Origin of the sequence: Shewanella sp. SM21, from assembly GCF_025654335.1 — a bacterium.
Classification (GTDB): domain Bacteria; phylum Pseudomonadota; class Gammaproteobacteria; order Enterobacterales; family Shewanellaceae; genus Shewanella; species Shewanella oncorhynchi.
This window is the reverse complement of the sequence record NZ_JAKKRL010000010.1, coordinates 80,259-105,523: the sequence shown is the minus strand read 5'-3', so window position 1 is coordinate 105,523 and position 25,265 is coordinate 80,259. Positions and strand designations below refer to the sequence as shown.

General features: G+C 45.4%; 18 protein-coding genes and 1 pseudogene. 9 read left to right on the top strand and 10 right to left on the bottom strand.

Annotation, left to right across the window (positions count from 1 at the left end; all coding sequences use genetic code 11):
• Positions 1-23 precede the first annotated feature (23 nt).
• From L5L94_RS14860 to metK, 3 genes and pseudogenes are all read right to left on the bottom strand, one after another.
• Positions 24-349 (bottom strand): annotated as a pseudogene (locus tag L5L94_RS14860) (transposase); the annotation flags it as partial.
• Positions 350-426: 77 nt separating this feature from the next.
• Positions 427-912 carry a hypothetical protein gene (locus L5L94_RS14855; protein ID WP_263163796.1) on the bottom strand — a complete coding sequence of 162 codons (486 nt, stop codon included), beginning with the start codon at positions 910-912 and terminating at the stop codon, positions 427-429.
• Between the two features lie 155 nt (positions 913-1,067).
• Positions 1,068-2,219, bottom strand: coding sequence for a methionine adenosyltransferase (gene metK, locus L5L94_RS14850; RefSeq protein ID WP_028761631.1), 1,152 nt, complete (start codon positions 2,217-2,219; stop codon positions 1,068-1,070).
• A gap of 445 nt (positions 2,220-2,664) precedes the next feature.
• Between metK and tkt the strand changes: the two genes are divergently transcribed.
• From tkt to nhaD, 6 genes are all read left to right on the top strand, one after another.
• The gene (gene tkt, locus L5L94_RS14845; protein WP_263139495.1) at positions 2,665-4,659 is read left to right on the top strand and encodes a transketolase; all 1,995 of its coding nucleotides are present in this window, start codon (positions 2,665-2,667) and stop codon (positions 4,657-4,659) included.
• Between the two features lie 116 nt (positions 4,660-4,775).
• Positions 4,776-5,792 (top strand): erythrose-4-phosphate dehydrogenase, encoded by a 1,017-nt coding sequence (epd, locus tag L5L94_RS14840; RefSeq protein ID WP_105250098.1) that lies wholly within the window; start codon positions 4,776-4,778, stop codon positions 5,790-5,792.
• Positions 5,793-5,927: 135 nt separating this feature from the next.
• On the top strand, positions 5,928-7,103 hold the full coding sequence (locus L5L94_RS14835; protein WP_263163795.1) for a phosphoglycerate kinase: 1,176 nt from the start codon (positions 5,928-5,930) through the stop codon (positions 7,101-7,103).
• A gap of 221 nt (positions 7,104-7,324) precedes the next feature.
• Positions 7,325-8,392 (top strand): class II fructose-bisphosphate aldolase, encoded by a 1,068-nt coding sequence (fba, locus tag L5L94_RS14830; protein ID WP_028761627.1) that lies wholly within the window; start codon positions 7,325-7,327, stop codon positions 8,390-8,392.
• A gap of 204 nt (positions 8,393-8,596) precedes the next feature.
• The gene (locus tag L5L94_RS14825; RefSeq protein ID WP_028761626.1) at positions 8,597-9,334 is read left to right on the top strand and encodes a YdiY family protein; all 738 of its coding nucleotides are present in this window, start codon (positions 8,597-8,599) and stop codon (positions 9,332-9,334) included.
• Positions 9,335-9,565: 231 nt separating this feature from the next.
• On the top strand, positions 9,566-11,035 hold the full coding sequence (gene nhaD, locus L5L94_RS14820) for a sodium:proton antiporter NhaD (protein WP_105250095.1): 1,470 nt from the start codon (positions 9,566-9,568) through the stop codon (positions 11,033-11,035).
• 193 nt (positions 11,036-11,228) lie between these two features.
• On the opposite strand, the gene L5L94_RS14815 is transcribed toward nhaD, so the two are convergent.
• Together L5L94_RS14815 and L5L94_RS14810 are read right to left on the bottom strand one after the other, a co-directional pair.
• The gene (locus L5L94_RS14815) at positions 11,229-11,747 is read right to left on the bottom strand and encodes a hypothetical protein (protein ID WP_113939812.1); all 519 of its coding nucleotides are present in this window, start codon (positions 11,745-11,747) and stop codon (positions 11,229-11,231) included.
• Positions 11,748-11,757: 10 nt separating this feature from the next.
• Positions 11,758-12,579 (bottom strand): cytochrome c3 family protein, encoded by an 822-nt coding sequence (locus L5L94_RS14810; protein ID WP_263163794.1) that lies wholly within the window; start codon positions 12,577-12,579, stop codon positions 11,758-11,760.
• A gap of 429 nt (positions 12,580-13,008) precedes the next feature.
• Between L5L94_RS14810 and L5L94_RS14805 the strand changes: the two genes are divergently transcribed.
• The 3 genes from L5L94_RS14805 to L5L94_RS14795 all read left to right on the top strand — a co-directional run bounded on the left by L5L94_RS14805 (position 13,009) and on the right by L5L94_RS14795 (position 15,804).
• Entirely contained in the window at positions 13,009-13,758 is a 750-nt protein-coding gene (locus L5L94_RS14805; RefSeq protein WP_105250092.1) for a transcriptional regulator, read from the top strand.
• Positions 13,751-14,305 (top strand): hypothetical protein, encoded by a 555-nt coding sequence (locus L5L94_RS14800; RefSeq protein ID WP_263163793.1) that lies wholly within the window; start codon positions 13,751-13,753, stop codon positions 14,303-14,305. Before L5L94_RS14805 ends, L5L94_RS14800 begins: the two co-directional genes overlap by 8 nt.
• 95 nt (positions 14,306-14,400) lie before the next feature.
• Complete coding sequence (locus tag L5L94_RS14795; protein ID WP_028761621.1) at positions 14,401-15,804, top strand: hypothetical protein; 1,404 nt, start codon at positions 14,401-14,403, stop codon at positions 15,802-15,804.
• On the opposite strand, the gene L5L94_RS14790 is transcribed toward L5L94_RS14795, so the two are convergent.
• The 5 genes from L5L94_RS14790 to srmB form a co-directional block, all read right to left on the bottom strand.
• On the bottom strand, positions 15,785-18,022 hold the full coding sequence (locus L5L94_RS14790; protein ID WP_263163791.1) for a PAS domain-containing protein: 2,238 nt from the start codon (positions 18,020-18,022) through the stop codon (positions 15,785-15,787). The genes L5L94_RS14795 and L5L94_RS14790 overlap by 20 nt on opposite strands.
• Before the next feature lie 190 nt (positions 18,023-18,212).
• Complete coding sequence (locus L5L94_RS14785; RefSeq protein WP_263163790.1) at positions 18,213-18,920, bottom strand: TatD family nuclease-associated radical SAM protein; 708 nt, start codon at positions 18,918-18,920, stop codon at positions 18,213-18,215.
• A gap of 228 nt (positions 18,921-19,148) precedes the next feature.
• The gene (locus L5L94_RS14780) at positions 19,149-22,340 is read right to left on the bottom strand and encodes an efflux RND transporter permease subunit (RefSeq protein WP_173246595.1); all 3,192 of its coding nucleotides are present in this window, start codon (positions 22,338-22,340) and stop codon (positions 19,149-19,151) included.
• Positions 22,340-23,551, bottom strand: a complete 1,212-nt coding sequence (locus L5L94_RS14775; protein WP_113939815.1) for an efflux RND transporter periplasmic adaptor subunit — start codon at positions 23,549-23,551, stop codon at positions 22,340-22,342. Before L5L94_RS14775 ends, L5L94_RS14780 begins: the two co-directional genes overlap by 1 nt.
• A 362-nt stretch (positions 23,552-23,913) precedes the next feature.
• Positions 23,914-25,173, bottom strand: coding sequence for an ATP-dependent RNA helicase SrmB (srmB, locus tag L5L94_RS14770; protein WP_105250089.1), 1,260 nt, complete (start codon positions 25,171-25,173; stop codon positions 23,914-23,916).
• Positions 25,174-25,265 lie beyond the last annotated feature (92 nt).

Genomic DNA, 25,265 nt, shown 5'->3' with positions numbered 1-25,265 from the left:
CTCTCATTACTCATTACTCATTACTCATTACTCAGTGCACCTGCACTGTGCTGGTGAGTCCGCACTATCGAGCCATCAATAAAAAACCATTCCGTGTCAGCAAGGTTCGCTAAGGTTTTGAGTAAATAGGCCTGAATGTCTTTTTAGACTATAAATAAAACCGTCTAAAGACCGTACTCCAATGGCTCAACTCTTTGGGTAAATCTTGCCAAGGGATACCTGTTAGAAGGCGGTAAAGAATGCCTTCGAATGTTTGTCTATGTTCAGGTTTATCATAAACACGGCCTGTGCTTTTCATTAAATGAAATAGTGTTTCCCAGCGTGCATTGGTTAGCATCAGTATTGGCATGCTGTCTAAAAATTATCCTCGAAAGCTCAATAGACCCTAGATGAAGTCAGAAAAATTAAAGGTGCTAGCGTATAAGCCTAAAGAATCAGCCATTGCCCGTTTGGGTAAGTACCAATATAACCAAAGGGGATTCTTCCACAGAGATACCAAGATAGGCGTTCACTCGTAAAGGCTGAAAGTTTAACGTCAGCTAGGAGCAGTGTTGCGAGCGTATTAGCGTCATCGGATGTCAGCGCGCATATTTCTGCAACGGGAATAATTTTCCAAGTGGCGAGGTAAGCTGACTTAGAAATGTCATCGACTTCGCTGTCAGAAATCCAAGCATGCACATCATTTACTACTGCCTTTGTTTTTAACGAATTTGCCAAGTCATGATCAGTTACACACAGGCTTTCATAGTGGATTTCGTAAGGTGTTTCAAAAAAGGCTTCAGGATCGGATTCAAGAAAAGCGGCGATCTCCTCTAATGTGCCGTATGTCTTTGCTGTTTCCTCTGGCAGACCTACGTTGGCTGCCCATGCACAAGATTGAAGTTGCTGTAATAAGATGGCGTTATCGGTCATGGGGTCTGTGCACTCTAATAGTCTATGTATATGCTGCTTTTTATCTTGCCATATTTGTCTTAGCATTATTAATCTAACTAAATGTCAGACATAAAAAAACCGCTGGGTAGCGGTTTTTCATGGGTCTTAAGTGTAAAAATTGAAATGAATTAAGATTATAGACCCGCGTCAGCGCGCAATATTTCGGCTTTATCAGTCGCTTCCCATGGGAATTCGCTGCGACCAAAGTGGCCATAAGCGGCGGTCGCTTGATAAATTGGACGTGCTAAATCTAGCATGGCCGTTAAACCGTATGGGCGCAGTTCAAAGTGTTGACGTACTAACTTGATCAGCACTTCTTCAGATACTTTACCTGTACCGAAGGTCTCGATGCTGATAGAGGTCGGCTCTGCCACACCAATAGCGTAAGACACTTGGATTTCACAGCGATCAGCAAGACCTGCTGCAACGATGTTTTTTGCCACATAACGGGCAGCATATGCCGCGCTACGATCCACTTTTGATGGATCTTTACCAGAGAACGCGCCACCACCATGACGGGCCATGCCGCCGTAGGTGTCAACGATGATCTTACGACCGGTTAAGCCGCAATCACCTACTGGACCACCGATAACAAAACGGCCAGTTGGGTTGATAAAGAACTTAGTATCTTTGTTTAACCATTGAGCCGGTAATACTGGCTTGATGATGGTTTCCATCACGCCTTCAATTAAGTCGGCTTGTGAAACGTCATCTCTGTGCTGAGTCGATAACACGACTGCATCGATACCGACAATTTTGCCATCATCATAGGCAAAAGTGACTTGGCTTTTCGCATCTGGGCGTAACCAAGGTAGCGTGCCATTTTTACGCACTTCAGACTGACGTTTCACTAATGCGTGAGCATAGGTGATAGGTGCAGGCATCAGAATGTCGGTTTCGTTGTTAGCATAGCCAAACATTAACCCTTGATCGCCAGCACCTTGCTCTGCAGGGTCTGCGCGGTCTACACCTTGATTAATGTCGGGTGATTGCTTACCAATGGCGTTTAATACTGCGCACGAGTCTGCATCAAACCCCATATCTGAATGGGTATAACCAATTTCACGCACCGTTTTACGGGTGATTTCTTCAATATCAACCCAGGCAGAGGTAGTTACTTCACCACCTACTAATACCATGCCGGTTTTGACATAAGTTTCACACGCTACGCGTGCTTTTGGATCTTGAGCCAGAATTGCATCTAGCACAGCATCAGAAATCTGATCTGCAATCTTATCGGGATGACCTTCTGAGACCGACTCAGAAGTAAACAAGTGCTTTGCCATAGTAGGAAAATCTCGTCGTTAGCATTCAAACGTGTAGAAGCATCTACATCTAGACGGCTATTTTAGTTTAAATCCGATTGCCGATCACCCCCGATAATAAAAAATCCTCTCAGATTGTGACCTGAAAACGACTACGCTCAGTCATAAATAGGTTATTTTTCTTATATTTCATAGTATTAAGTTTGCTATGTTTTTGAGAAATTTATTTCTCCATTACAAGTGATCCTTGCTATGCCCTCTCAAGTAAACGCGAGCAAAGTGACTGGCTTGTTTCTGCGACTTGTATACCCAAGCGACCTGAATCCTGCATCTTCAGGTTGTTTGGGTATATATTCGGCCATCTTTTGCTGAGTGAATGGTAATTTTAGTTTGCGTCACACTGGCATGTAGGGGAAAATATGCATCCAAATTGCCCGCTAGACCCCACAAACAAGCAGGAGAGAGCATGTCTTCCCGTAAAGTACTCGCAAACGCAATCCGTGCGTTAAGTATGGATGCAGTTCAAAAAGCAAATTCAGGCCATCCCGGCGCCCCAATGGGTATGGCAGATATTGCTGAAGTGCTGTGGAATGATTTCCTTAAGCACAACCCGAACAATCCGAAATGGGTAGATAGAGATCGTTTTATCCTCTCTAACGGTCACGGTTCAATGCTGATTTACTCTTTACTTCACCTGACTGGTTATGAATTACCAATTGAAGAGCTAAAACAGTTCCGTCAATTGCATTCTAAAACACCGGGTCACCCAGAATACGGTTACACACCAGGTGTTGAAACCACAACGGGTCCACTCGGTGCGGGCATCAGCAACGCTGTCGGTATGGCGATTGCTGAGAAAACCTTAGCGGCACAGTTTAACCGTGATGGTCACGATATCGTTGATCACTATACTTACTGCTTCCTCGGCGATGGCTGTTTGATGGAAGGTATTTCCCACGAAGCCTGTTCATTAGCCGGTACTTTAGGTTTAGGTAAACTGGTCGCATTTTGGGATGATAACGGTATTTCTATCGATGGCCATGTTGAAGGCTGGTTTACCGATGATACGCCAAAACGTTTTGAAGCTTACGGCTGGCATGTGATTACCGGTGTTGACGGTCACGATAGCGCGGCAATCCGTGCTGCTATCGAAGCGGCGAAAGCGGTGACTGATAAACCAACAATGATTTGCTGCAAAACCATTATCGGTTTTGGTTCCCCCAACAAATCTGGCAGCCACGATTGTCACGGCGCGCCACTAGGCGATGCAGAAATCGCAGCCGCCCGTGAATTCCTTGGCTGGCCACATGCACCATTTGAAATCCCTGCTGACGTTTATGCGGGTTGGGATGCCAAAGAAGCAGGTGCTGCCCGTGAAGCGGCGTGGAACGAGAAGTTTGCAGCATATCGCGCAGCTCACCCAGAACTGGCTGCTGAATATGAGCGTCGCGTTCTGAAAGGTGAATTACCGGCTGATTTCGAAGAAAAAGCGCAGGCATTCGTGCAAGCATCACAGGACAAAGCCGAAGGCATTGCGAGCCGTAAAGCCTCACAAAATGCTATCGGTGCATTTGGCGCTATGTTGCCTGAACTGTTAGGCGGCTCTGCTGACTTAGCGGGTTCTAACTTGACACTGTGGTCAGGTTCTAAAGGTATTCAAGACGACCCAGCTGGTAACTACATTTACTACGGCGTGCGTGAATTCGGCATGAGTGGCATTATGAACGGTGCTTCGCTGCATGGTGGTTTCATCAATTACGGCGCAACGTTCATGATGTTCATGGAATATGCTCGTAACGCAGTGCGTATGTCGGCACTGATGGGCATTCAAAACATCTTCGTTTATACCCATGACTCTATCGGTCAAGGTGAAGATGGCCCAACGCATCAGCCAGTTGAGCAATTAGCTAACCTGCGTATGACGCCAAATATGGCCGTATGGCGTCCATGTGATGCGGCAGAAACGGCAGTTTCTTGGAAAGCTGCGATTGAGCGCCGTAATGCACCTACGTCACTGATCTTCAGCCGTCAAAACCTGAAAGCTCAAGCGCGTACCGCTGAGCAATTAGCTAATGTGGCTAAAGGTGCTTATGTACTGCAAGACTGTGCGGGTACACCAGAACTGATCCTGATCGCAACTGGTAGCGAAGTACAATTGGCAATGGATGCAGCCGCTGCACTGACTGAGCAAGGCAAACACGTTCGCGTAGTCTCTATGCCATCGACAACTGAGTTCGATAAGCAAGATGCTGCTTATAAAGAATCTGTATTACCACGTGCTGTGACTAAACGTGTGGCTATTGAAGCGGCGCATACCGATTTCTGGTACAAGTATGTCGGTTTTGAAGGCACAGTTGTGGGCATGACCACATTTGGTGAGTCTGCACCGGGTAACGTGCTATTGAATCACTTCGGTTTCACCGTTGAAAATGTGCTGAATGCTGCAAAATCATTGGGCTAATGGCTCAAGGGATTAGATTCAATACAAAAGGTTAAACTTTTTAAGTGTTAATCTGTATAATGCGGCCTGCAATCGTTTGCAGGCCGTTTTTGTATTAAGAGGAAATTGAGACCTCAATGATCCGAGTCGCTATCAATGGTTATGGCCGTATCGGCCGCTCTATTCTCCGAGCTTTATATGAGTCTGGAAAACGGCAGCAAATGCAGATTGTCGCGATTAATGAATTAGCTAAACCTGAAGCCATTATTCATCTGACCCAGTACGACACCACCCACGGTCGGTTTGCGCACAAAGTGAAGCTTGTTGATGATCATATGCTGATTGGCGACGATGCGATAAAAATTCTCCACGAGCCCGATCCGGCAAAACTCCCTTGGCACGAGATGGACATAGATATTGTCTATGAAGCCACAGGCGTATTAGTCGATCGTCAAAGCTGCGAAGCCCATATTCACGCCGGCGCTAAACAAGTGCTGATAAGTCATCCATCCTCAGCTGATGTCGATGGCACGATTGTCTATGGGGTGAACCACGATTTACTCCGCGCCGAACACACTGTGGTGTCCAACGCTTCTTGCACCACTAACTGTATCGTGCCTGTGATCGATGTGCTCGATCGCCACTTTGGCGTTAAAAGCGGTGCCATTACCACTATCCATTCGGCGATGAACGATCAGCAAGTGATTGATGCTTACCATGATGATTTGCGTCGAACCCGTGCTGCTGGTCAATCGATTATCCCTGTCGACACTAAACTTGCCCGCGGCATTGAGCGGATCTTGCCGCACATGAAAAATAAGTTTGAAGCGATTTCGGTGCGCGTGCCCACCATCAACGTGACCGCCATCGATTTGTCCGTGACCTTAGAAAAAACCGTCGATATTGCCACAGTCAATCAGGTGCTGGAATCTGCCGCCAATGGGCGATTTAACGGCATCTTAGGCTATACTGATGAGCCCTTAGTCTCATGTGATTTCAACCATGATCCGCGCTCCAGTATTGTCGATGGTACCCAGACCCGCGTGAGCGCCGGTCAGTTGGTGAAGTTACTCCTGTGGTGCGATAACGAGTGGGGTTTTGCCAATCGTATGTTAGATACGAGTTTGGCGATGATCGCGGCCAAGCGAGGCTGATAAAAGTAGATTATTCACTTGTGGGTCACTGAATTTATGCCAATTCGACGGGATGTCGAGCGCCGAGCGGCAGTCAATTCATACCGGCTATAGTGTGAAACAGTTTGTTTTTTGATTATAAAAGGAAGCGTTACCATGGCAATTATCAATATGTCAGATCTGGATCTACAAGGTAAGCGCGTGCTTATCCGCGAAGATCTTAATGTCCCTGTCAGCAATGGCGTCGTCACCAGTGATGCACGTCTGCGCGCCTCTCTACCGACTATCGAGTTGGCCCTTGAAAAAGGTGCGGCTGTGATGGTGATGTCGCATTTAGGTCGTCCGACCGAAGGCGAATACAATGCTGAATATTCTATGCAACCTGTGGTCGATTATTTGGCAAAAACCCTGTCTTGTCCTGTGCGTTTAGCGACCGACTATTTAGATGGCGTTGACGTTGCCGTGGGTGAAGTGGTTGTGTTCGAAAACGTGCGTTTCAACGTGGGTGAAGGTAAGAACAACGAAGCCTTATCGAAAAAAATGGCGGCGCTGTGTGATGTCTATGTGATGGACGCCTTCGGTACTGCACATCGTGCCCAAGCATCGACTCATGGCGTGGGCATGTTTGCCCCAATCGCCTGTGCCGGTCCATTACTGGCACAAGAATTAGATGCCTTAGGCAAGGCATTAGATAACCCTGCGCGTCCAATGGTGGCGATTGTCGGTGGCTCTAAAGTGTCGACTAAGCTGACCGTGCTAGAAAGTCTTTCAGGCATAGTTGATCAGTTAGTGGTTGGCGGCGGTATTGCCAATACTTTCATTGCAGCGGCGGGCTACAATGTCGGTAAATCGCTGTATGAAGCGGATTTGATCGACGAAGCTAAGCGTTTAGTGGCTAATGCTAAGAGCCGTGGCGCCGATATTCCTGTGCCGACTGATGTGGTCGTTGCGGGCGAGTTTAGCCCAACAGCAGCGGCAACGTTAAAATCGGTTAGCGAAGTCGCTGATGGCGAAATGATTTTCGATATTGGTCCAGATAGTGCTGAAGCACTGGCTAAAATCATCGAATCTGCTGGTACTATCGTGTGGAACGGCCCTGTGGGCGTGTTCGAATTCGACCAATTCGGTGAAGGTACTAAGCGTATTGCCCAAGCGATTGCTGATTCAAAAGCGTTCTCTATCGCAGGCGGTGGTGACACTTTAGCTGCGGTTGATAAGTACGGTATTGCCGATAAAGTGTCTTACATTTCGACTGGCGGCGGTGCTTTCCTCGAGTTTCTCGAAGGTAAAGAATTACCGGCTGTGGCTATGTTAGAAAAGCGCGGCGCTTAATATTAAGTTTTAAAAAACGCGGCGCATAAGACGCCGCGATAAGCTCTGATAACATCAAAGCTTTGATAAAAGTAAAAAATTATAAAAAAACCGCCCGTATTCATCTAAGGTACTTAATTTAAGTTGTTTATTTAAGGTACAGAGTTGAATGCGGGTATAAAAATCCATCCAAACGATAGCGACCTCGGTGATAGATATCACCCTATTATTGGAGTTAAAAAATGGCGTTAATTTCCCTACGACAACTACTTGATCACGCAGCAGAACATGGATACGGTGTGCCTGCGTTTAACGTTAACAACTTAGAGCAGATGCGTGCCATCATGCAGGCCGCTGAAGCAACAGACAGCCCTGTGATAGTGCAAGCTTCTGCTGGCGCACGTAAATACGCTCGCCCACAGTTCTTAAAATATTTGATGGCAGCAGCTCTTGAGCAGTATCCAGATATTCCAGTGTGTATTCACCAAGACCACGGTACCGATCCTGATATTTGTCAGCGTTCTATCCAATTAGGCATGTCATCAGTCATGATGGACGGCTCTTTGATGGCTGACGGCAAAACGCCTGCATCGTACGAGTACAACGTTGATGTTACCCGTCGTACAGTGGCATTTGCCCATGCGTGTGGTGTGTCAGTTGAAGGTGAAATCGGCTGTTTAGGCAGCTTAGAAACTGGCCAAGCTGGCGAAGAAGATGGTGTTGGTGCATCAGGTATTTTAAGTCACGATCAAATGTTGACTAGCCCTGAAGAAGCGGCGCGTTTCGTTGCCGATACCCATGTTGATGCACTCGCGATTGCTATCGGTACTAGCCATGGTGCATATAAGTTCAGTCGTAAACCGACGGGCGATGTACTGCGTATCGACCGCATCAAAGAAATTCATGCGCGTATTCCTAATACTCACTTAGTGATGCACGGTTCATCTTCTGTGCCACAAGAGTGGCTAAAGATCATCAATCAATATGGTGGTCAGATCCCAGAAACCTACGGCGTACCATTAGAAGAAATCGTAGAAGGTATCAAACACGGTGTACGTAAAGTCAACATTGATACCGACTTACGTTTAGCATCAACGGGTGCCGTTCGTAAATTCTTAGCTGAACACCCAAGTGAATTTGATCCACGTAAATTCCTGAAAGCATCAATGGAAGCCATGGCCGATATCTGTACGGTTCGCTATGAAGCTTTCGGCTGTGCAGGTCAAGCATCTAAGATTAAGCCATTGTCTTTACAAGCAATGTATAAAGCGTACCAGTCTGGCGCGTTAGATCCTAAGATCAATATGTAAGCGTTATTGCTGAGATAAAAACCCGCTAAAGCGGGTTTTTTATACTTAAAATAGCTGCAATTTTCATTTTTTAATCGTAAATGTTAATATCGCGCAGATTTTCAGGGGAAAATACTAACCCTTATTAATATGTGCTTATTCAGCATCGCTGGGACGAACAGATATTTATAGGGATTGGATTTAACGGAACAGGAACGGATAAACATGAAGAAAGTACTGACCGCAGCACTATTAATGACTGCACCTTTTATGGCGACAGCTGGGGCCGATTTTGTAAAAGGCGATGAGACATTCGCAGGTGAAGCTGAGCTTGGTGCAACCTTAACCACAGGTAACACTGAAACCTCATCATTCAAAGGGCGTTTAAATCTTAAGCATGAGCTTGGCGATTGGGAGAATCAGTACTTACTCGAAGGTTTATATAAAGAGGATACAGGTTCTGTTACCGCGAAACGCTATTTAGCGGGTGCACAAGGTAACTACAAGATGACAGATCGTAGCTACTTGTTTGCTAACGGTAATTATGAAGTTGATCCGTTCACCGGTTATGATTACACGCTATCTGGCGCAGCGGGTTATGGTTATAGATTCTATGATACTAGTAAGACCTTTTTAGATGTCGAAGTCGGTCCAGGTTATATCTATCAGCGTCTTGATACAGAGCAAGCACTTATCGAAGGCCATGACACCAATGACAGCGTCGTTGCGCACGGTGTGATCAACTTTGAAACCGAAATCACTGACACCTCTAAATTCCAACAACGTTTCGTTGCAGATTACGGTGATAAGCTCGATGCCCGCTCTGAAACTTCGTTAACGGCGAATATTATCGGCGCATTAGCAATGAAGTTTGCCATTATTGTGCGCTACAACAGCGAGCCGTTGGATAATAAGAAAAGTACAGATACAGAAACCAATATGACCTTGTTATATTCCTTCTAATGCAGTGACGCTGATTAGAAACTAAAAAGCACCTTTGAGGTGCTTTTTTATTGGCTCTTTTTAGACTAAGTTAAATGTTTCTTTATTAGTTATCGCTGTAGTTATACAAAAATTAATGTTTTAAACGCCTTTGGTTATAGGGTAATGCATAGAAAGTTGCGTTTTATCAACATTTACTATGCCGAAGCTATGGTAATTTTCGACTAATTTCCTACGTAGAGATGAACTTTAATGAAATTACAGCGGTTGTTTAAAGGCAGTGGAATGGCGTTCTGGAGTCTATTCTGCGTTGCAATATTGAGCGGATTCTCACCTGCAGCATGGGCTATGACAGAAGGGATAGAACGGCTTAATTTAACCGCATCGAGTGTGGGTTATGTTGCCGTCTTTGTGTTTGTGCTTGCATACATAATGGTGATGGCTGAGGAGTCGTTACATTTACGCAAGTCGAAACCTGTGCTGGTCGCGGCAGGGATTATCTGGGGCATGATAGGTTTTGTGTATGTACAAAATGGTATGTCTGAAGTGTCGGAAGCGGCATTCAAACATAACTTGCTTGAATATGCAGAGCTTCTACTCTTCTTACTCGTGGCGATGACTTATATCAATGCTATGGAAGAGCGAAATTTGTTTGATGCCATTCGTGGTTGGCTTGTCGGCCGTGGGTTTAGTCTAAGAACCGTATTTTGGTTGACGGGGTTTATGGCGTTCTTTATCTCACCCGTGGCAGATAATTTAACGACTGCGCTATTGATGTGTGCCGTGGTGATGAAGGTGGGGGCAGGGCAACGCAAGTTTATCACCCTAGCCTGTATCAACATTGTTGTTGCGGCTAATGCGGGTGGCGCGTTTAGCCCGTTTGGTGATATCACGACCTTAATGGTGTGGCAAAAAGGATTAGTGCACTTTAGCGATTTCTTCCATCTGTTTATTCCTGCTTTAGTGAACTTTGCATTACCCGCTGCCATTATGAGTGTGTTTATCCCACATTTTGTGCCAGAGCCAGAAAAAGAGCATGTTTATACTAAGCCGGGTGCTAAGCGAATTGTTGCGTTGTTTTTACTCACAATCGCTACGGCAGTGTGTGCTCATTCCTTCTTAGGTATGCCGCCTGTATTGGGTATGATGACGGGATTAGGTTTCTTACAATTCTTTGGTTTTTATCTGCGTAAAACCTTCAATCGTTCCGTTGCCCGCGAACGTGCAAAGGCTGAATTGCGTCAGGACGAGCAGCGTCTTCAGCAGCTTGGTAGTGTGGTGCCCTTCGATGTGTTTAGCAGAATCTCCCGCGCTGAATGGGATACCCTGTTGTTCTTTTATGGTGTAGTGCTATGTGTGGGTGGCCTTGGCTTTATGGGGTACTTGAGCTTAGTATCTGAGGCTTTGTATTCCAATTGGGATACGACTTATGCCAACGTGGCTATCGGTCTGTTGTCTTCTGTTGTTGATAATATTCCGGTGATGTTTGCTGTGTTGACGATGAACCCTGAGATGGCCTTAGGCCAATGGTTACTGGTAACGTTAACCGCAGGAGTTGGGGGCAGTTTATTGTCAATTGGCAGTGCTGCAGGGGTCGCGCTAATGGGACAAGCTAGGGGGATTTACACCTTTGGTGCCCATTTGCGTTGGACACCTGTCATTGCGCTGGGTTATATCGCGAGCATTTTAGTACATATGTGGCTCAATGCTGCGATGTTCTAAATAAAAGTACTGAGCATTCATCTTTTGGGCTGTATTGACGTTTGTGAGTCGTTTTGTAGCGGATAATATCGCGAATTATTTAGCGAACAACATCGATCTAACAAAATTCAATCGCATAACGTCTAGATATCAATGAATAAAATAGAGGCATCCGATGGATGCCTCTATTTGTTTGGATATGTCATTGGAAGGATTATTGCGGTAGCACTTGGATTAAATCCAGCTCGTTATTGGCTTTTGCACCGTAGATCTGAATCGCGACTTTAATTTGTGTTACTGAACCACTTGGATCCTGCTGAGCCCAATCTAAGCCAGCTATCTCAAATTGATATTGACCGCTTGTGACTTCGGTTAATTTACCGCTGCATTCTCCAAGACTTTGGCAACGATAATTTTGGGTAACATGCCAGTGTTTCCATGCCTTCGGATTCGAGGATTCCTTGGCTTTGTCGGGGAACCCAAAATAGTAAATATCATAGGTTTTTGCCGCAGTGATCGCTTCTTGTTGCGCATCCGTCAGTGAAAATTGAATTGTCCCTGTACTCGAGTCAAATTGCTCAAGCTTGAGATTTATTTGCGTTGCTTCATCAATGTTTACTGCATTTTCGACGGGAGGTGGCTGCGGAGTTTCAGGCTCAGTGTTATTGCTGTCACTGCCACATCCTACGAGCATTAATGTCGCGAGGGTCAATGTGAGTAATGGGTATTTCATCACAGTCTCCTTAATTGAAATGCCCTGTATGGCAAGTGGTGCATTCCATGTCTGTTTTTACACTTGCCGCTGAGCCTAGTGTGCTAGTGCTACCGTGACAAGTTTGGCAATCTTGTGCATCTGGTGTTGGTTTACTACCAACAAGGGCGCCGATATTCTCCCCTTGATAGGCACGATTTAATACATCGACTAAGTAATAAGCCATAGACGCGGATAAGCGGTAACAGCGTTCACCTTTTTTCGCGAATGGTAAGCCAGAAGCCTTTGACCAGTTACTGATAGATGAGTGGCATAACACGCTCTTGGCTTTTGATGAACTGCCCACAAGAGCCGTTTTTTCTGCTGTCGAGCCAATACCAGTAACAAATTCAGGTGAAGATAAAGGGAGCGTTGTATTTTCGTAGTAGCGGAAGGTATTGGCTATCACGGCGTTATTGTGACCATTAATGTCATCTAAAATATTCACTAACATGCCTATCGCATTAAGATTACCGCAGAGTGTGCCTTGGCCCGTTACCCCTGCAAAACCATAGGCGGCTAATGCCGTTGGAATTGTTTTGAACTTGTCTACATCGGCACTATTAGATTGGGCTAGCATAGTCACAACGGCATGAAAAACTTGGTGCATACAACCACCACCCGTTTCATAGGCCAGTTTTGCTGTTGCCATTGCATCAAGTGGAACGTATTTAAGTTTCTCACCTATCGCTAATTGATATTGACCATCGGCATTCGTTGCCGCGAGAACCGATGTCCCCATGAGTGTTGCCCCTGCCGCAGCGGTGCTAATACCAATAATACGGGTTAATGCTTGACGTCTATTTATGCTCATTATGTATTTCCTCTATGTAGGATTACTTCTATTTATCAAATGCTAAAGATAAATTGATGACGTAAATTCTAAGCATGCTTGAGATAAATATTGTGATTTACGCCGGAGGATATTTGCCTTTTACATGAGCGGTAAATAGCGTTACTACAATAGAATTAACCGACTTAAATTCTGCATTTAAATTAACTAAACAGATTGCAAGGTGCTCATCGTCCCGATATTTATTATATTTATGTAAATTTATGCCGAATTTCCCATGTGCTAAATGGCATTTATTCCTGTGAGTTAACGCATGTTTTTACCTAATAGCGCTGAACTTGGAGGTCGTCTCACGAAAATTAACTATTTGCTGACTTGGGTTAGCAAGATCACATTAATCATTAGTTAGTTTGCATAGACTTAACTTTGTGTTTTTATGGAGTTGAGTGGATGTTGATGCAATTGGGAGACTGCAGGTTTGATCGGGAACGAGGCATACTGATTGAGTTGTCTCGCGATGAATCTTGGCATCTTCCTCGAGCCGAGTTACAAGTACTTAATTTGCTTGTTGAGCATCAAGGTAAGTTAGTTTCTAAGCACATGCTGAAGACAGGGGATGGAAAACATCCGCCGCTAACTGATACCTCTGTGGCCCGTGCTGTTTTTATGCTTCGCAGCTTTCTTGGACCTCAATATGAGGGCTTGATTGAAACCGTGAAAGGCCAAGGTTATTTACTCCAACCATCTAATGGGACTGAGTTTAGAGGTGTTAATTACCTCAGATTGCACACAGTGCCTTTGTGGAGTGCCTTAGTGTTATTCGGGTTTATGTTAGCGTTTTCGGTGTTTTATTTGAATCATACGGATCACAGCAAGCCAACCCAAGCACTTATGACCTCAATATTACCTTTGGCTTCAGGCCAGCAAGTACGATTACACTTATTTGCTGATTCCAATACTAATAACACCTTACTCTTCGAATTAGGTGAGCGCTTAAGTGCAGGATTAATCGCCTGCGGTCAAAGTGATTGGGCTGATGTTTATGCTTCTTTGTCCCATGATAAACAAGTGCTTAATATTACTTTTCGAGGCGAAAAACTCGGTCAGTCAGTGATCCGTAATATTAAAATCAGTGATTTCACTCGACCGAAAACCTTTATCGATGCTGCTTGGCTGCAGGAGGTTAACATCTGTGGCTAAATGGCTAAAGTGGACGATTAATATTGTTATCTTGTCGGCATTGATTATGGCCTGCGGTGTGATATACAAACAGTCGGCTACCAATCAGACGATGATTTTAAATTGCAGCTCTGAATTATTCGACCGCCATTCTAGTGTCAATCCCAGCGGCAGCTCGAGTGTTAGCAGTGACGGTAAATTTTACCTACTCGTGGATGTTTTGATTGCCGCTGACAATACGCAGATCAATTATCGTTACTTTAATATTGACGGTACGAGTGCGGGCAATATTTTAATGCAAGGCAAAGTAGACAGTATTGAGGCCAATAGCATGACCTATAAAGTTACCGTGAAAACGAAAACGGAATCTGAAATTGAAAAGCAAAAAAATTGGCCAGAACATATGAAATATCTATCCTATATCAGCAGCTTACATTTTAATGACTCGGAAATGCACAATCTCAGTATCGAGGTGTTAGATATGGATGACACCAAAGATTATGCCGTGGTCCTTTTTCAGCCTAGCAATACCATTTGTGGATGCAGAATCGTAAATAGTCGAATTTAATCAGTGAATTTGAGTTTATTTCAGTTAAGATTAGTGCTCTTTGATTTGTGATTACTGTGGTGAGTCTCCTGTGAGGGATTCATGAAAAGGGTGTTGTGTCTAAGATACGTGTAAAGCAAGAAGAATCCCTGTCGATTAAGTTCAGCCATCAGATGGAAAAGGGCGATAATCGTCAGCTTGATCTCTATTTCTTTTTACCTAAGGAAATGGGCATAGGCTCGCGCACGCTCAATGAAGAAGAGTACTACTACAGCTCAATAGTTGGACGTCGCTCATACTATTCAGAAGGCTTGCACTTACCTCTGGTGCAGGGGCGTTTTGCCAGTTTAAATCGCCGTACTGTTGAAGAGTTCAGGTTGTACCTAAATCTCTTCGCCTATCAGTTTGCGGTTGCGGTTGAAAACGATGTTAAAGAACTCAATCAAATCACAGATGTAACCCATTTTTATTTTGCCCTCGACGAATTACGCGAACAAATTGCCCAGTTGCTGAAAAAGTTTCGTCGTAACGAACCAGGTGATCCCAAATGGAAATCTTACTTTGAAAATGCTGATAACTACTTGTCTTGGTTTTGTGAGCAGCAGTTACTCAAAGTGCTCGCTTATGCCACTCGTACCAGTGATTTCAACGATATTTTAGAGCGGGTACTCACGCTCTGCCGTAATGAATGTGCCTATCGTGATGAGCATAAGTACAACTCAGCGCAAACTAAGCAAGATCCTAACCGTATCTCTAATAAGATGTTGTTATTGCGCCGTTTAATTCAACAAGGGGTGGTACTCAAAGAAGAGTTAAAGCCTTTAGGGATTGGCCTTAAAAAGTTTACGACAGGACTGGCGACCGCGTTAGTGATGTTGGTGGTGTCTGCGTTGATAATTCAAGCGCAGGGCGCCTTTAGTGGTTTTACTATTGCACTAGTGCTGACTTTGGCTGTGATCTATGGTTTCAGGGAAATCTTTAAGGACGATGTGCGCAATGCCATGTGGCGATTTATTCAGCGGGGCAGACCACGTTGGAGCCGCATTTTACGGGATACTACGAGTCAGGCGGTTATCGCTAAGCAGTTGGTATGGCTTGAGTTTATGCGTCAGCAAGATCTACCCGAAAAAGTCAGTGACATTCTAAAGCACAGACATAGCCAAAATAAGGTCGATGCGGAAATTCTGCACTATAAAATCGCCACTAAGGTGAATCAGAGTGAATTCCAAGCGGGATATTCGACTATTCAAGAGCAAGTGAGCTTTAGCTTAGTGCCTTTTGCCCGTTATTTAGAACGGGGTAAAGCGAAGATTTATAAGGAAGTTGAAGGCAAAATTAGTTATGAATCGGTTGAGCGGCGCTATCAAGTCAACCTGATTTTAGTGTTGCGTGATGGGCGCGAAGCCCCGCAGTATATTCGCTATAAAATCACCATGAACCGCTCGGCAATCATAGAAATTACCCAGAGTCAGTTGCCTGACTCAGTTAATGCACCCGAATCTACGATTGATGACGAGTAAAGGCCTGACCGATATTCTGATCGTTATTTTGCTTCGCCCGTTTTAGGGCGATTTCGGCATTATTCAAATATTGCTCTAATGTCTGGCCTTCTTGATAACCCGCAATACCAATACTAATACCTTCCCCTAAGCCATTACCATTGAGCTTTTCCATCATATTGAGGGCAAAGTTGTGCGCATGGGTGGCGTCTGTGTCAGGTAACATCACAATGAGCTTCCCTAGCTGCCAATGCAGAATTTGATAATTAGCTGGAATTTCAAGCAATAATTGCACTTCTATTTCTTGCTGACGATTTGCCAGTTGGTCGATATCACTCATGTGGCTTAGCATGCCCTCTGGATTGATATCCATTAACAGTAAGCTTGAGCTGAGACGGCTTGGTGGCGGCAGAGAGTTAAAGTAACGTTCTAAATCTGCCAAATTCAGCAGAATAGTACTGCGATGGGGCACAAGGTTACGCTTCTCTGTGCCTCGACCACGCTCGGCGGCTTGCTCTAAAGTGCAGACGATATAATCAATCTCACCATCGGCGGCCACATGGCCCTTCAAGGTGGCTTGCAAACAATTGGAATGCGCCTGTTTAGGTGAGCATAGAATTTGCCCTTGCCACTGACCTTGCATGGCAATTTGGGCGCTGATCCTCTGCCATTGATTGCCTAAATCATTCGCGAGTAATGACGCTAAATCTTGATTTAAATCGCCATTGAGTTGCATTAACGCATCGAATACAGGATTGATTTTAATCAGTTTACCGTTAGCATCTGTGAGGGCTGTCGCGACTGTGTTATCGCATAAAAGCTCACTGAGAAAAGCATTTTGTTTGCTGCTGATTAACTCACTGATGTCCTCAAGGGTGATTAATAGATGTGGTGAGCCTCGGCTTGCCTTTGGTGCTTGGCGGATATGAACGCGTAACGTAGGGCCATTAATACTGTCTAGACTGATTTCACCAGACCATTGACCGGTTTTATGTACCTGCTCCATTAACTCCGTGTAGGTTTTATCATCGAGGCATAAGGTACGCTGTAGGCTTCGGTCTGTCAGTTCATCTAATGGTACTAAGGTCGCCTGTGCCGCTTTAGTATTGGCGCTGATGACTCTGGCATTTTCGTTGACCATCATAAAGCCGATGTCACTATTAAATAAGCCATTAGCAACATCAATACTGTATTGGCGTGAACGCTGTTGTAAGCGATACATGTGGCTGAGTAGTACAACCCAAGCGGCTAAAACCGTTAATATTAACGATGCCACAATGACAATGTTTTGCCATTGTGAGAAACGAGCAGCTATGTCTGAGTTGCGCACATAGGAGAGTAAAAAATATTCTCTGTGAGTCTCAGGTTGGGCTGTAAGTTCGATTTTAAGGTAAACAAAAGTGGCTTCTTCACCGTGGAATTGTCCAAAGTTGCTCATGGACATATCGCGCCACAGGGCCGGATAGCTCTGTCTTAAACTTGCTCCTAAGGTCTCTGGCATATTGCTTAGAGGGGCGAGATCGCTCGCGCCAGCATAGAGTAATCCTTGAGTATCCAGCACTAACATAGGGGACTTATTGCTCGAAAAGGCTGGTTTTATGGCCTCCAGCATTTTTACCATAGAGTTGTACGTCACCAGATAACCGATAGAACTCTGATCGGGCTTCTCGAGCCACGCCATTTGATACATATAAGGTTCAAGCATGCCGTCTATCGGAACAAATTCCAGCGGCGAGGTATAAACTTCTTTGCCACCCATGCTCCGACTCGCTCCAAGTAAGGTCGGTGGTAAGGCATCTTTATTGAAATTAGGGGGAGTTGAGAATTTATAGTTACCTTGGGGATCGTACAGTGCAATGCCGAGTAACTCAGGAATATGTTTTACTAGATCTTGCCAGTTTTCCTGCAATTTAAGTTGTTGCTTGGCGGTAGGATTGCTTAAGTATTGTTTTAGCAGTTCCCCATTGGCGAAAATTTGGGTTCGAAATTGCTGAAAAGACACTTTATCTGCGATCAATGAGCCTATGGTTTGCAGTTCACTGTATCTTTGCGTTGCCCACTCTTCTTGCAGGCGTCGTTCACCTAACGTAATGATTAAGTGAGTTAAAATAATCATGCCAATCACCAGCATAGAAAGCTGGCTTGCAATAGCGAGTAAGCGTTGATGCGACCAATAGATCCCTTGGGTTAAAGAGAGCAGTGGCGCAGCGGGATACGTGCTTGGGTTATTCTTCAGCATGAACCGATTATGAGTGGGTGAACTGTTAATTTCGCTATGTTAACACGAAAGAATTGTTACGACAGTGCCAAGTTACTCAGCAAGATTTCTTGAGTAAAAGTTAAGACGATTCACACATGTACCACTCACGTAATCGACAGTGTTATCTGCTTGGGTATTTCAGTCGATTTTGGCTGTATTAGAATGTCGTTTAGCCTAAGGCGCCTAATATGCGATGCTTGAATTCGCAGCCGTAGGATTCAACTTGTTCACGACAGATGTCGATATCAACACCCGCTAATCCTTCGATGGCTGAAACTTGTACCGTTTCAATATAGTGTGGCGCTAATGCGATGAAAGCATGTACGGCGGCATAGGAACCGGCGAGTTTGGGGCGACAATGTTCCATATAGGCGGCTTCATTATCCGCATTGAGGGAAATGGATAAACTATCAACGCAGTTGGCCAGTTCTGGCAAAATATTGCGCCTATGGACTAAATTACCTAAACCATCGGTATTAATACGTACTCGTCCGCCTCTTTGTTTAATTTCTTTCGCCACCTCAAGCAAAGTTGGAAGATTTAAGGTCGGTTCGCCATAGCCACAAAACACATATTCTTCGAAGTCTTTAACATCGCCAAGCAGTGGAATAATTTCTTCGGGCTTAGGTTGGTGACACAGTGCCAGTTGATATTCGTGGATCTGTTTACTGCCATTATGTTTTGGACAAAACGCACAGCGCAGGGTGCAGCGACCCGTAATATTAAGGTAGCGACTGCGACGAATATCATAGACAAGCGTTTCAGTCGCACAGGTTTCATTTGTGCAAACTTCATCTGTTATGTGACCGTTCGCTAGGGTTTCTGTGGTGACAACTTGTGGTTTATCAATATTTTGCTTGTGCAGATGCTCAGACATAATGATGGGTTTCATTTTAACGATAGCTGACGACTTAAACACAGTGTAGCGAAAGCCTGATGCGATAACTGTCAACTAGATCGCAACTTGAAAGCTCAAGCCACTCGCAGCAGACTCAAAATGACATAGATGATTGAGAGGTTATTGACTCGCACAGAGGATTAAAAAGAGAGCCTAAGCTCTCTTTTTAAGTTTCAAGACATTGATTAACTGCTTCTAGTTAACTTCCTATAGATAGTCTTTTTTATAGTCAGTGGGGACTGGCGGCTCTAAATGCTCAGGTGTAAAGTCCACTTCATGGTCTTTTTTAGGCTGCCACCACCAATGGAAGAAGCGGCTGCTAGTGCGCTTAATGTCGTCGAGTATGATGTACAGCAAGGGCACTAAAATTAGCGTCACAAGGGTCGAGAACAGGATACCGAAGGCGAGGGATGTCGCCATAGGGATCACTATTTGCGCCTGCAAACTACGTTCGAGAATAATAGGCACTAAGCCGACGAAGGTGGTGAGTGACGTCAGGATGATCGCCCTAAAACGATAACAGCCTGAATCGACCGCCGCCTGCCTGACCGATTGCCCTTGCTCCCGCGCACGGTTCACAAAGTCCACCAAAATCAAGGAGTCGTTCACCACCACTCCCGCTAATGCCACTATGCCGCAGAGACTTAACACGCTCATCGCGAGTCCCTGAATTAAGTGACCAAACAGGGCGCCGATAATCCCGAAGGGGATCACAGACATGATGATTAACGGCTGACTGTAGGATTTAAGTGGCACGGCCATCAAAGCATAAATGGTGAACAGCGCAAAGAAGAAGCCTTGCATCAAACCGACCATGGCATTCTGTTCATCCAAACTGCCACCGTCCAGTGCAGTTTGGATTTTAGGGTACTTGGCCTGCAATTGTGGCAGGTAATCTTTTTGGATTTCTTGCACTACTTTTGAAGGTTCAACGATGTTTTTGTTGGCATTTGCCGTGATGGTAATCGCTCTCTTGCCGTCAACACGGGTAATTGAGGCGTAGGATTCACCTTTTTCAATTTGTGCCACGGTCGAGAAGGGAACCGAAGTGCCCGTTGGCGTGCGGATCAGCATATTTTCAAGATAACCCACAGTACGACGTTGCTCTAATGGGTAGCGCACCATCACCTTGATTTCTTCTTTATTACGTAAAATACGTTGGGCTTCATAACCATAGAAACCGTAACGCACTTGGCGAGCTAAATCGGAAAGGGTCAGGCCAAGGGCTTCAGCCTCTGGACGTATCTTGAGGCGAATTTCATGACTGCCCGAGGAGAAGTTGTCGGCAATATCGTACACGCCTTCGTAGCTGGCGAGTTTTTGCTTCAACTCTTTAGAGGCAGCGGACAGTTCATCGAGGTCGCTCGAGGTCAGTCTGAAGGAAATATCGCCACCGGCATCGTTGGTGCTCGCGTTAAAGCTGAGTTTTTTGACCGACAAAAGCTCGGGCAATTGTTCACGCCACGCGGCAGCAATCGTCACTCCATCGACTTCACGGTCTTCACCTTTCGTCAGTTCGGCAAAAATGAAGGCCGAGGTACGGGAGCTCATATTGATAAAGCTATGCTTCACCACTTGATAGCCGTTATCTTTCTCCATTTTTTCGTTCATCTTGTACAGGGCTTCTTCTATGCTCTGTACCACTTTTAAGGTGTTACCTTCGGAGCTGCCTTCATCCATTTCAAGTTCAACTTGAATAAAGTCTGAGGGAATGTCAGGGAAAAATACCCAGCGCACTTTGCCACTGGCGACTAAGGCAATAGACAGAATTAATACACCGATAAAGGCCGCGACCACGTTGTATCTGTGTTTGATACAGCGCTCGAGGAAGTTGCGATAACTGTGGTGAATAAAGTATTGCACTCTGTCGTTAAAATTGGCTTTTAGGTGGCCAAAGAATCCCTTTGGTGCGCCAGGTTTTTTAAACTTCATGTGCGCTAAATGCGCTGGCAGAATGAATTTAGACTCTACCAGTGAGAAGGCTAAACAGAGGATGACCACCATACCGATGGATTTCCAGATAATCCCCATAGGGCCAGAAACCATTAACATGGGAATAAATGCCGCAATTGTGGTTAAGACCCCGAAGGTCGCGGGCATCGCCACTTTTTGCGCGCCACGGATCACGTTCTCAACCGAGTGACCGTGGCGTTCGACCTCTGTGTAGGCACTCTCGCCGATGACAATGGCATCATCCACCACTATTCCGAGCACCAAGATAAAAGCGAATAGGGTCAACATGTTGATCGTCATGGAGAAAGGTTCGAGCGGCATGACCAACATAGTGCCGAGGAAACACACGGGTATCCCCATCATGACCCAAAATGCTAACTTCAGATCGAGGAACATGGCTAAGATGATAAACACCAACAAGGCACCGTAAAACATGTTCGACATCATCATGTCTAAGCGGCCCTGGAGATAGTGGGTCATATCACCCCAAGTATCGAGTTGAGCGTTAGCTGGCAGTGTGGCGCGGCGCTGCTCTACGTACTGTTTAACTTGGTCTGCAATGTCTAAGGCGTTTTGATCATCAATGCTGGTGACTTCAATAATCGCAGCGGGTTTGCCGTTAAAGCGGGTATATTCCAAACGTTCTTCAAAATCATCTTTGATGGTCGCCACTTGTGGCAGCATCACACGGCTACCGTCTGCGCGAGTTGTGACGACTATATTGGCAAAGTCATCGCCCGTGTAGGCTTGGCCTTTGGTGCGCAATAGAATATCACCATCTTGAGCACGAATAGAGCCACCTGGTAAGTCTAAGGAGGAGTTTTGCACTGCTAATGCGACTTGTGAGAAGGTCAAGCCGTACTCTCGTAACTTATTCTCAGAAACTTCAATACCGATTTCATAATCGCGCACCCCTGTGACTTTCGCACGAGTTACCGCGGGGAGTTGGGTTAAATCGTCACGAACCGATTTAGCCAATTCTTTCATATCGTGGAGTGTCATATCGCCATAAACAGACACCCAAATGACGTTATTCTCAGGTTTGATTTGAGAGATATTCGGTTTTTCGATGTTCACTGGGAAGGTTGAAATTGCATCTAACCGCAGTTTGGCTTCATCGAGAATGGTCTGCACTTCGTAACCGTCTTCAACTTCAACGGTAATCGAGCCAACGCCTTCGCTAGCCACAGAAGTCACTTTCTTGATGCCGTTGATATCTTGGATGGCTTCTTCAATCTTGATGTTGATGCCTTCTTCGATTTCCTGTGGCGCCGCACCTGGATAGGCGACGGAAATATTTAATAAATTGAGTTCGAAAGAAGGAAAAACCTCTTTATTAATCAAAATACTGCTGAACAGGCCGCCGATGAGCAGAACACACATTAATAAGTTCGCGGCCACACTGTTGCGGGCGAACCAAGCTAAGATCCCTTTTTGAGTGTCCATTATTTGACTCCAGCGGCCGCAAGACTCGATTCAGGAGTATTTTCTTTTGGTGTCTCAGTGGGCAATGCCGCTTCACCTAAGATTTTGACCATTTGCCCATTTGCCATACTGTTGAAGTGGGTCGTAGCGACGCGTTCGCCCGTTTTTAGACTGTCTTTGATGAACACATTTTCTAAATCACTACGAACCACATTTACTTGGCGCATTTCAATGATATTTTTGTCGTTGACTAGGGCGACTTGGTCGTTACGAACCACATGGCGGGGCAATTTGACTATGCCATCGACAGTGCGGCCCTTGATGACTGCATTGACGAAGCTGCCGTATTTAAGCGGTAAGCTACCTGGCACTTTATTCGCGCGCAGATAGGGATCTTTGATTTCTGCGACTAAATACACCATGCGATTTTCGGCATCGATAACACCTTCACTGCGGATAATATTGCCTTCCCAAGTATTTTCTTTGCCCGCCAAAGAGGCGCTAAGCGTGACTTGGGTATCGGGATTATCGACGGACTCTAGATAGGCTAAATCATCATTAGAAATGGGTAAGCGGATTTCGGCAACGCGAGTGTCGTAGAGCTCACCTAGATTAGTGCCTAAGCTAACGTATTGACCTAAATCGACATTTCTAACTTTGATTATGCCATCAAAGGGCGCGCGAATAACCGTGCGCTCAAGGTTACGTTGGGCTCGCGCCAGTGCTGCCTGCGCATATTTTACGTTAGCTTGTTCTTTTTTGAGTTGCGGGATACGTAGACCTAACTCAGGGGGCAAGCCCTTGTCGTAGCCTTTGAATTCGATTTTAGCGACTTCACCACGGGCTATTTCTTCGTTCAGTGCGGCGGTGGCTTGGGCCAGCGTCGCTTCGGCTTGCATTAAGTCAGCCTCGTAATCTGAGGGCTCGATTTGTGCTAATTGGTCGCCTTTCTTGACTATGCCACCTGCAACAAAATGAGGGGAGATAGTGAGCATTCTGCCTTGAACTTCGGTCACGAGTTGGGTTTTATACTTTGGGGTAACCACGCCGTAGGAAGGTAAGTTTAGCGATACTGTTTGCTGAGTCACTTGCGTGACATCAACGATAGGAATGGGCATCTCTTCAGGTTTTTGTTCTGGCGCCTCCTTCGTTTGCATTAATAAGGCTGCGCCAAAGACAAACAGCAGCAGAATAAGAAAAGGAGACAGTCTCCTCAGTAGGGTCTTCATCATATAATGGTTAAATCCATGCTAATCGCGTAATGGGGTTAAAGTAGCAGAGTCGGCCACGCCAATAAATTTATTTTTGTAAATTAAATGTTTCTAAAAGTGATGCCGTGACAGATATGCGCATCGTGCATCGATATTTGGGCGAAAATTAGAGCAGAAAGGTGATGAAAGGTTCAGTTAGGTGATTGGAATATATTGAAATAAGAATGAATACGCATTGGGGTTAACCGCTCTAAATCCGCCGCATTTCATTCTATATAATTAAGCGTAACATGATATTTTTAGTAAAATCACCCACGTAAGTTATATTTTGGTAATAAAAAAGCCGCATATAGCGGCTTTAGTTTGGTGAATTTAAGCGGGTGTTACTTTTTCTTACGGGCGATTTTACTCGCTTTCTTTGCCGCTTCTTTCTTGCTCGTTTTCTTCGCAGCTTCTTTCGCTTTCACTTTGGCTTTTTTCTTACCCGGTGTGCGCGCTTCTTTATTCTTTGGACGCAGCTCTTCGATCACGCGGCGTTTCAACGGTTGCTCGATATAACGCTCGATTTTACCGACGATACGCATGTCGTGGGCTTCGGCAAGCGAAATCGCGGTACCTTTTGCGCCAGCGCGGCCAGTACGGCCAATGCGGTGGATATAAGTGTCAGCAGAACGTGGCATATCGAAGTTGATCACATGAGTGATATCGTCGATATCGATACCGCGTGCAGCCACATCGGTCGCTAACAAGACATTGACTTCACCTTTAGTAAAGCGACTCAAGGCTTGGAAGCGTTTCTTCTGTTCCATATCACCACGCATAAAGGCGCAGGGAATACCGACTTTAAGTAACTGGCCTTCTAGGCTAGAAACGATGTCGCGGGTTTTCACAAATACGATAGTCCGTTTGACATCTTCTTGGCGTAGCAAATGGCACAACAGCGCAAATTTATGCTCTTTATCATCGGCTAAGTGAATCCATTGGTGGATCTTGGCTTTTTCACTGCGAGGGGCTTCAACATCGATTTCAATCGGGTCGTTTAACACTTCACGGGCAAAACGTTGTACACCGCCGCCTTCTAAGGTGGCAGAAAACAGCATGTTCTGTTTGCGGCCTTGGGCCTCAATAGCAATGGCTTGCACCACAGAAGAGAAGCCCATGTCTAACATGCGATCGGCTTCGTCGATAATTAAGATATCGACTTCTTGGGCGTTGAAATTGCCTTTGTCTAAATATTCCATCAGGCGGCCTGGGGTCGCGACCAGAATATCGACGTTGCCTGCTAAGGCTTCTTCTTGTGGTCCATAAGGAACGCCGCCAGTAACGATAGCAATATCTAAACCTTGGCCTGTGGCTAGGTGACTCGCATAACGGTGGATTTGACTGGCTAACTCACGGGTTGGCGTGAGGATTAGCACTCTTGCTTGTCCAGCAAAACGACGGGGAAAGTCGATCAAATGTTGTAGCGATGGCAGTAAAAAGCTCGCTGTTTTACCTGTTCCTGTCGGGGCGCGCGCAAGAATATCTCTTTGCTCTAAGGCGTAAGGAATCGTTTCTTGCTGAATCGTGGTGGGTGAATGATGCCCCATGGCATTAAGTGACTCTAATAAGCTAGGGTCAAGCTGGAAATCTTCAAATTGCATGCGCAGCGTCTCGACGGATAATAGCGAAGCATTATAAAGGTTATGGCGGTTAACTTAAATAACTTATCTAGATCTCCTGTGTTTATCTTCTG

Bases quoted from the DNA above. Each gene is read 5' to 3' on its own strand.
- L5L94_RS14805 (WP_105250092.1), top strand. From the start codon at position 13,009: ATGTTGATGCAATTGGGAGACTGCAGGTTTGATCGGGAACGAGGCATA.
- nhaD (WP_105250095.1), top strand. From the start codon at position 9,566: ATGAAATTACAGCGGTTGTTTAAAGGCAGTGGAATGGCGTTCTGGAGT.
- L5L94_RS14825 (WP_028761626.1), top strand. From the start codon at position 8,597: ATGAAGAAAGTACTGACCGCAGCACTATTAATGACTGCACCTTTTATG.
- L5L94_RS14775 (WP_113939815.1), bottom strand. From the start codon at position 23,551: ATGATGAAGACCCTACTGAGGAGACTGTCTCCTTTTCTTATTCTGCTG.
- L5L94_RS14780 (WP_173246595.1), bottom strand. From the start codon at position 22,340: ATGGACACTCAAAAAGGGATCTTAGCTTGGTTCGCCCGCAACAGTGTG.
- srmB (WP_105250089.1), bottom strand. From the start codon at position 25,173: ATGCAATTTGAAGATTTCCAGCTTGACCCTAGCTTATTAGAGTCACTT.
- L5L94_RS14790 (WP_263163791.1), bottom strand. From the start codon at position 18,022: ATGCTGAAGAATAACCCAAGCACGTATCCCGCTGCGCCACTGCTCTCT.
- epd (WP_105250098.1), top strand. From the start codon at position 4,776: ATGATCCGAGTCGCTATCAATGGTTATGGCCGTATCGGCCGCTCTATT.
- L5L94_RS14815 (WP_113939812.1), bottom strand. From the start codon at position 11,747: ATGAAATACCCATTACTCACATTGACCCTCGCGACATTAATGCTCGTA.
- tkt (WP_263139495.1), top strand. From the start codon at position 2,665: ATGTCTTCCCGTAAAGTACTCGCAAACGCAATCCGTGCGTTAAGTATG.
- metK (WP_028761631.1), bottom strand. From the start codon at position 2,219: ATGGCAAAGCACTTGTTTACTTCTGAGTCGGTCTCAGAAGGTCATCCC.
- fba (WP_028761627.1), top strand. From the start codon at position 7,325: ATGGCGTTAATTTCCCTACGACAACTACTTGATCACGCAGCAGAACAT.
- L5L94_RS14810 (WP_263163794.1), bottom strand. From the start codon at position 12,579: ATGAGCATAAATAGACGTCAAGCATTAACCCGTATTATTGGTATTAGC.
- L5L94_RS14785 (WP_263163790.1), bottom strand. From the start codon at position 18,920: ATGTCTGAGCATCTGCACAAGCAAAATATTGATAAACCACAAGTTGTC.
- L5L94_RS14855 (WP_263163796.1), bottom strand. From the start codon at position 912: ATGACCGATAACGCCATCTTATTACAGCAACTTCAATCTTGTGCATGG.
- L5L94_RS14835 (WP_263163795.1), top strand. From the start codon at position 5,928: ATGGCAATTATCAATATGTCAGATCTGGATCTACAAGGTAAGCGCGTG.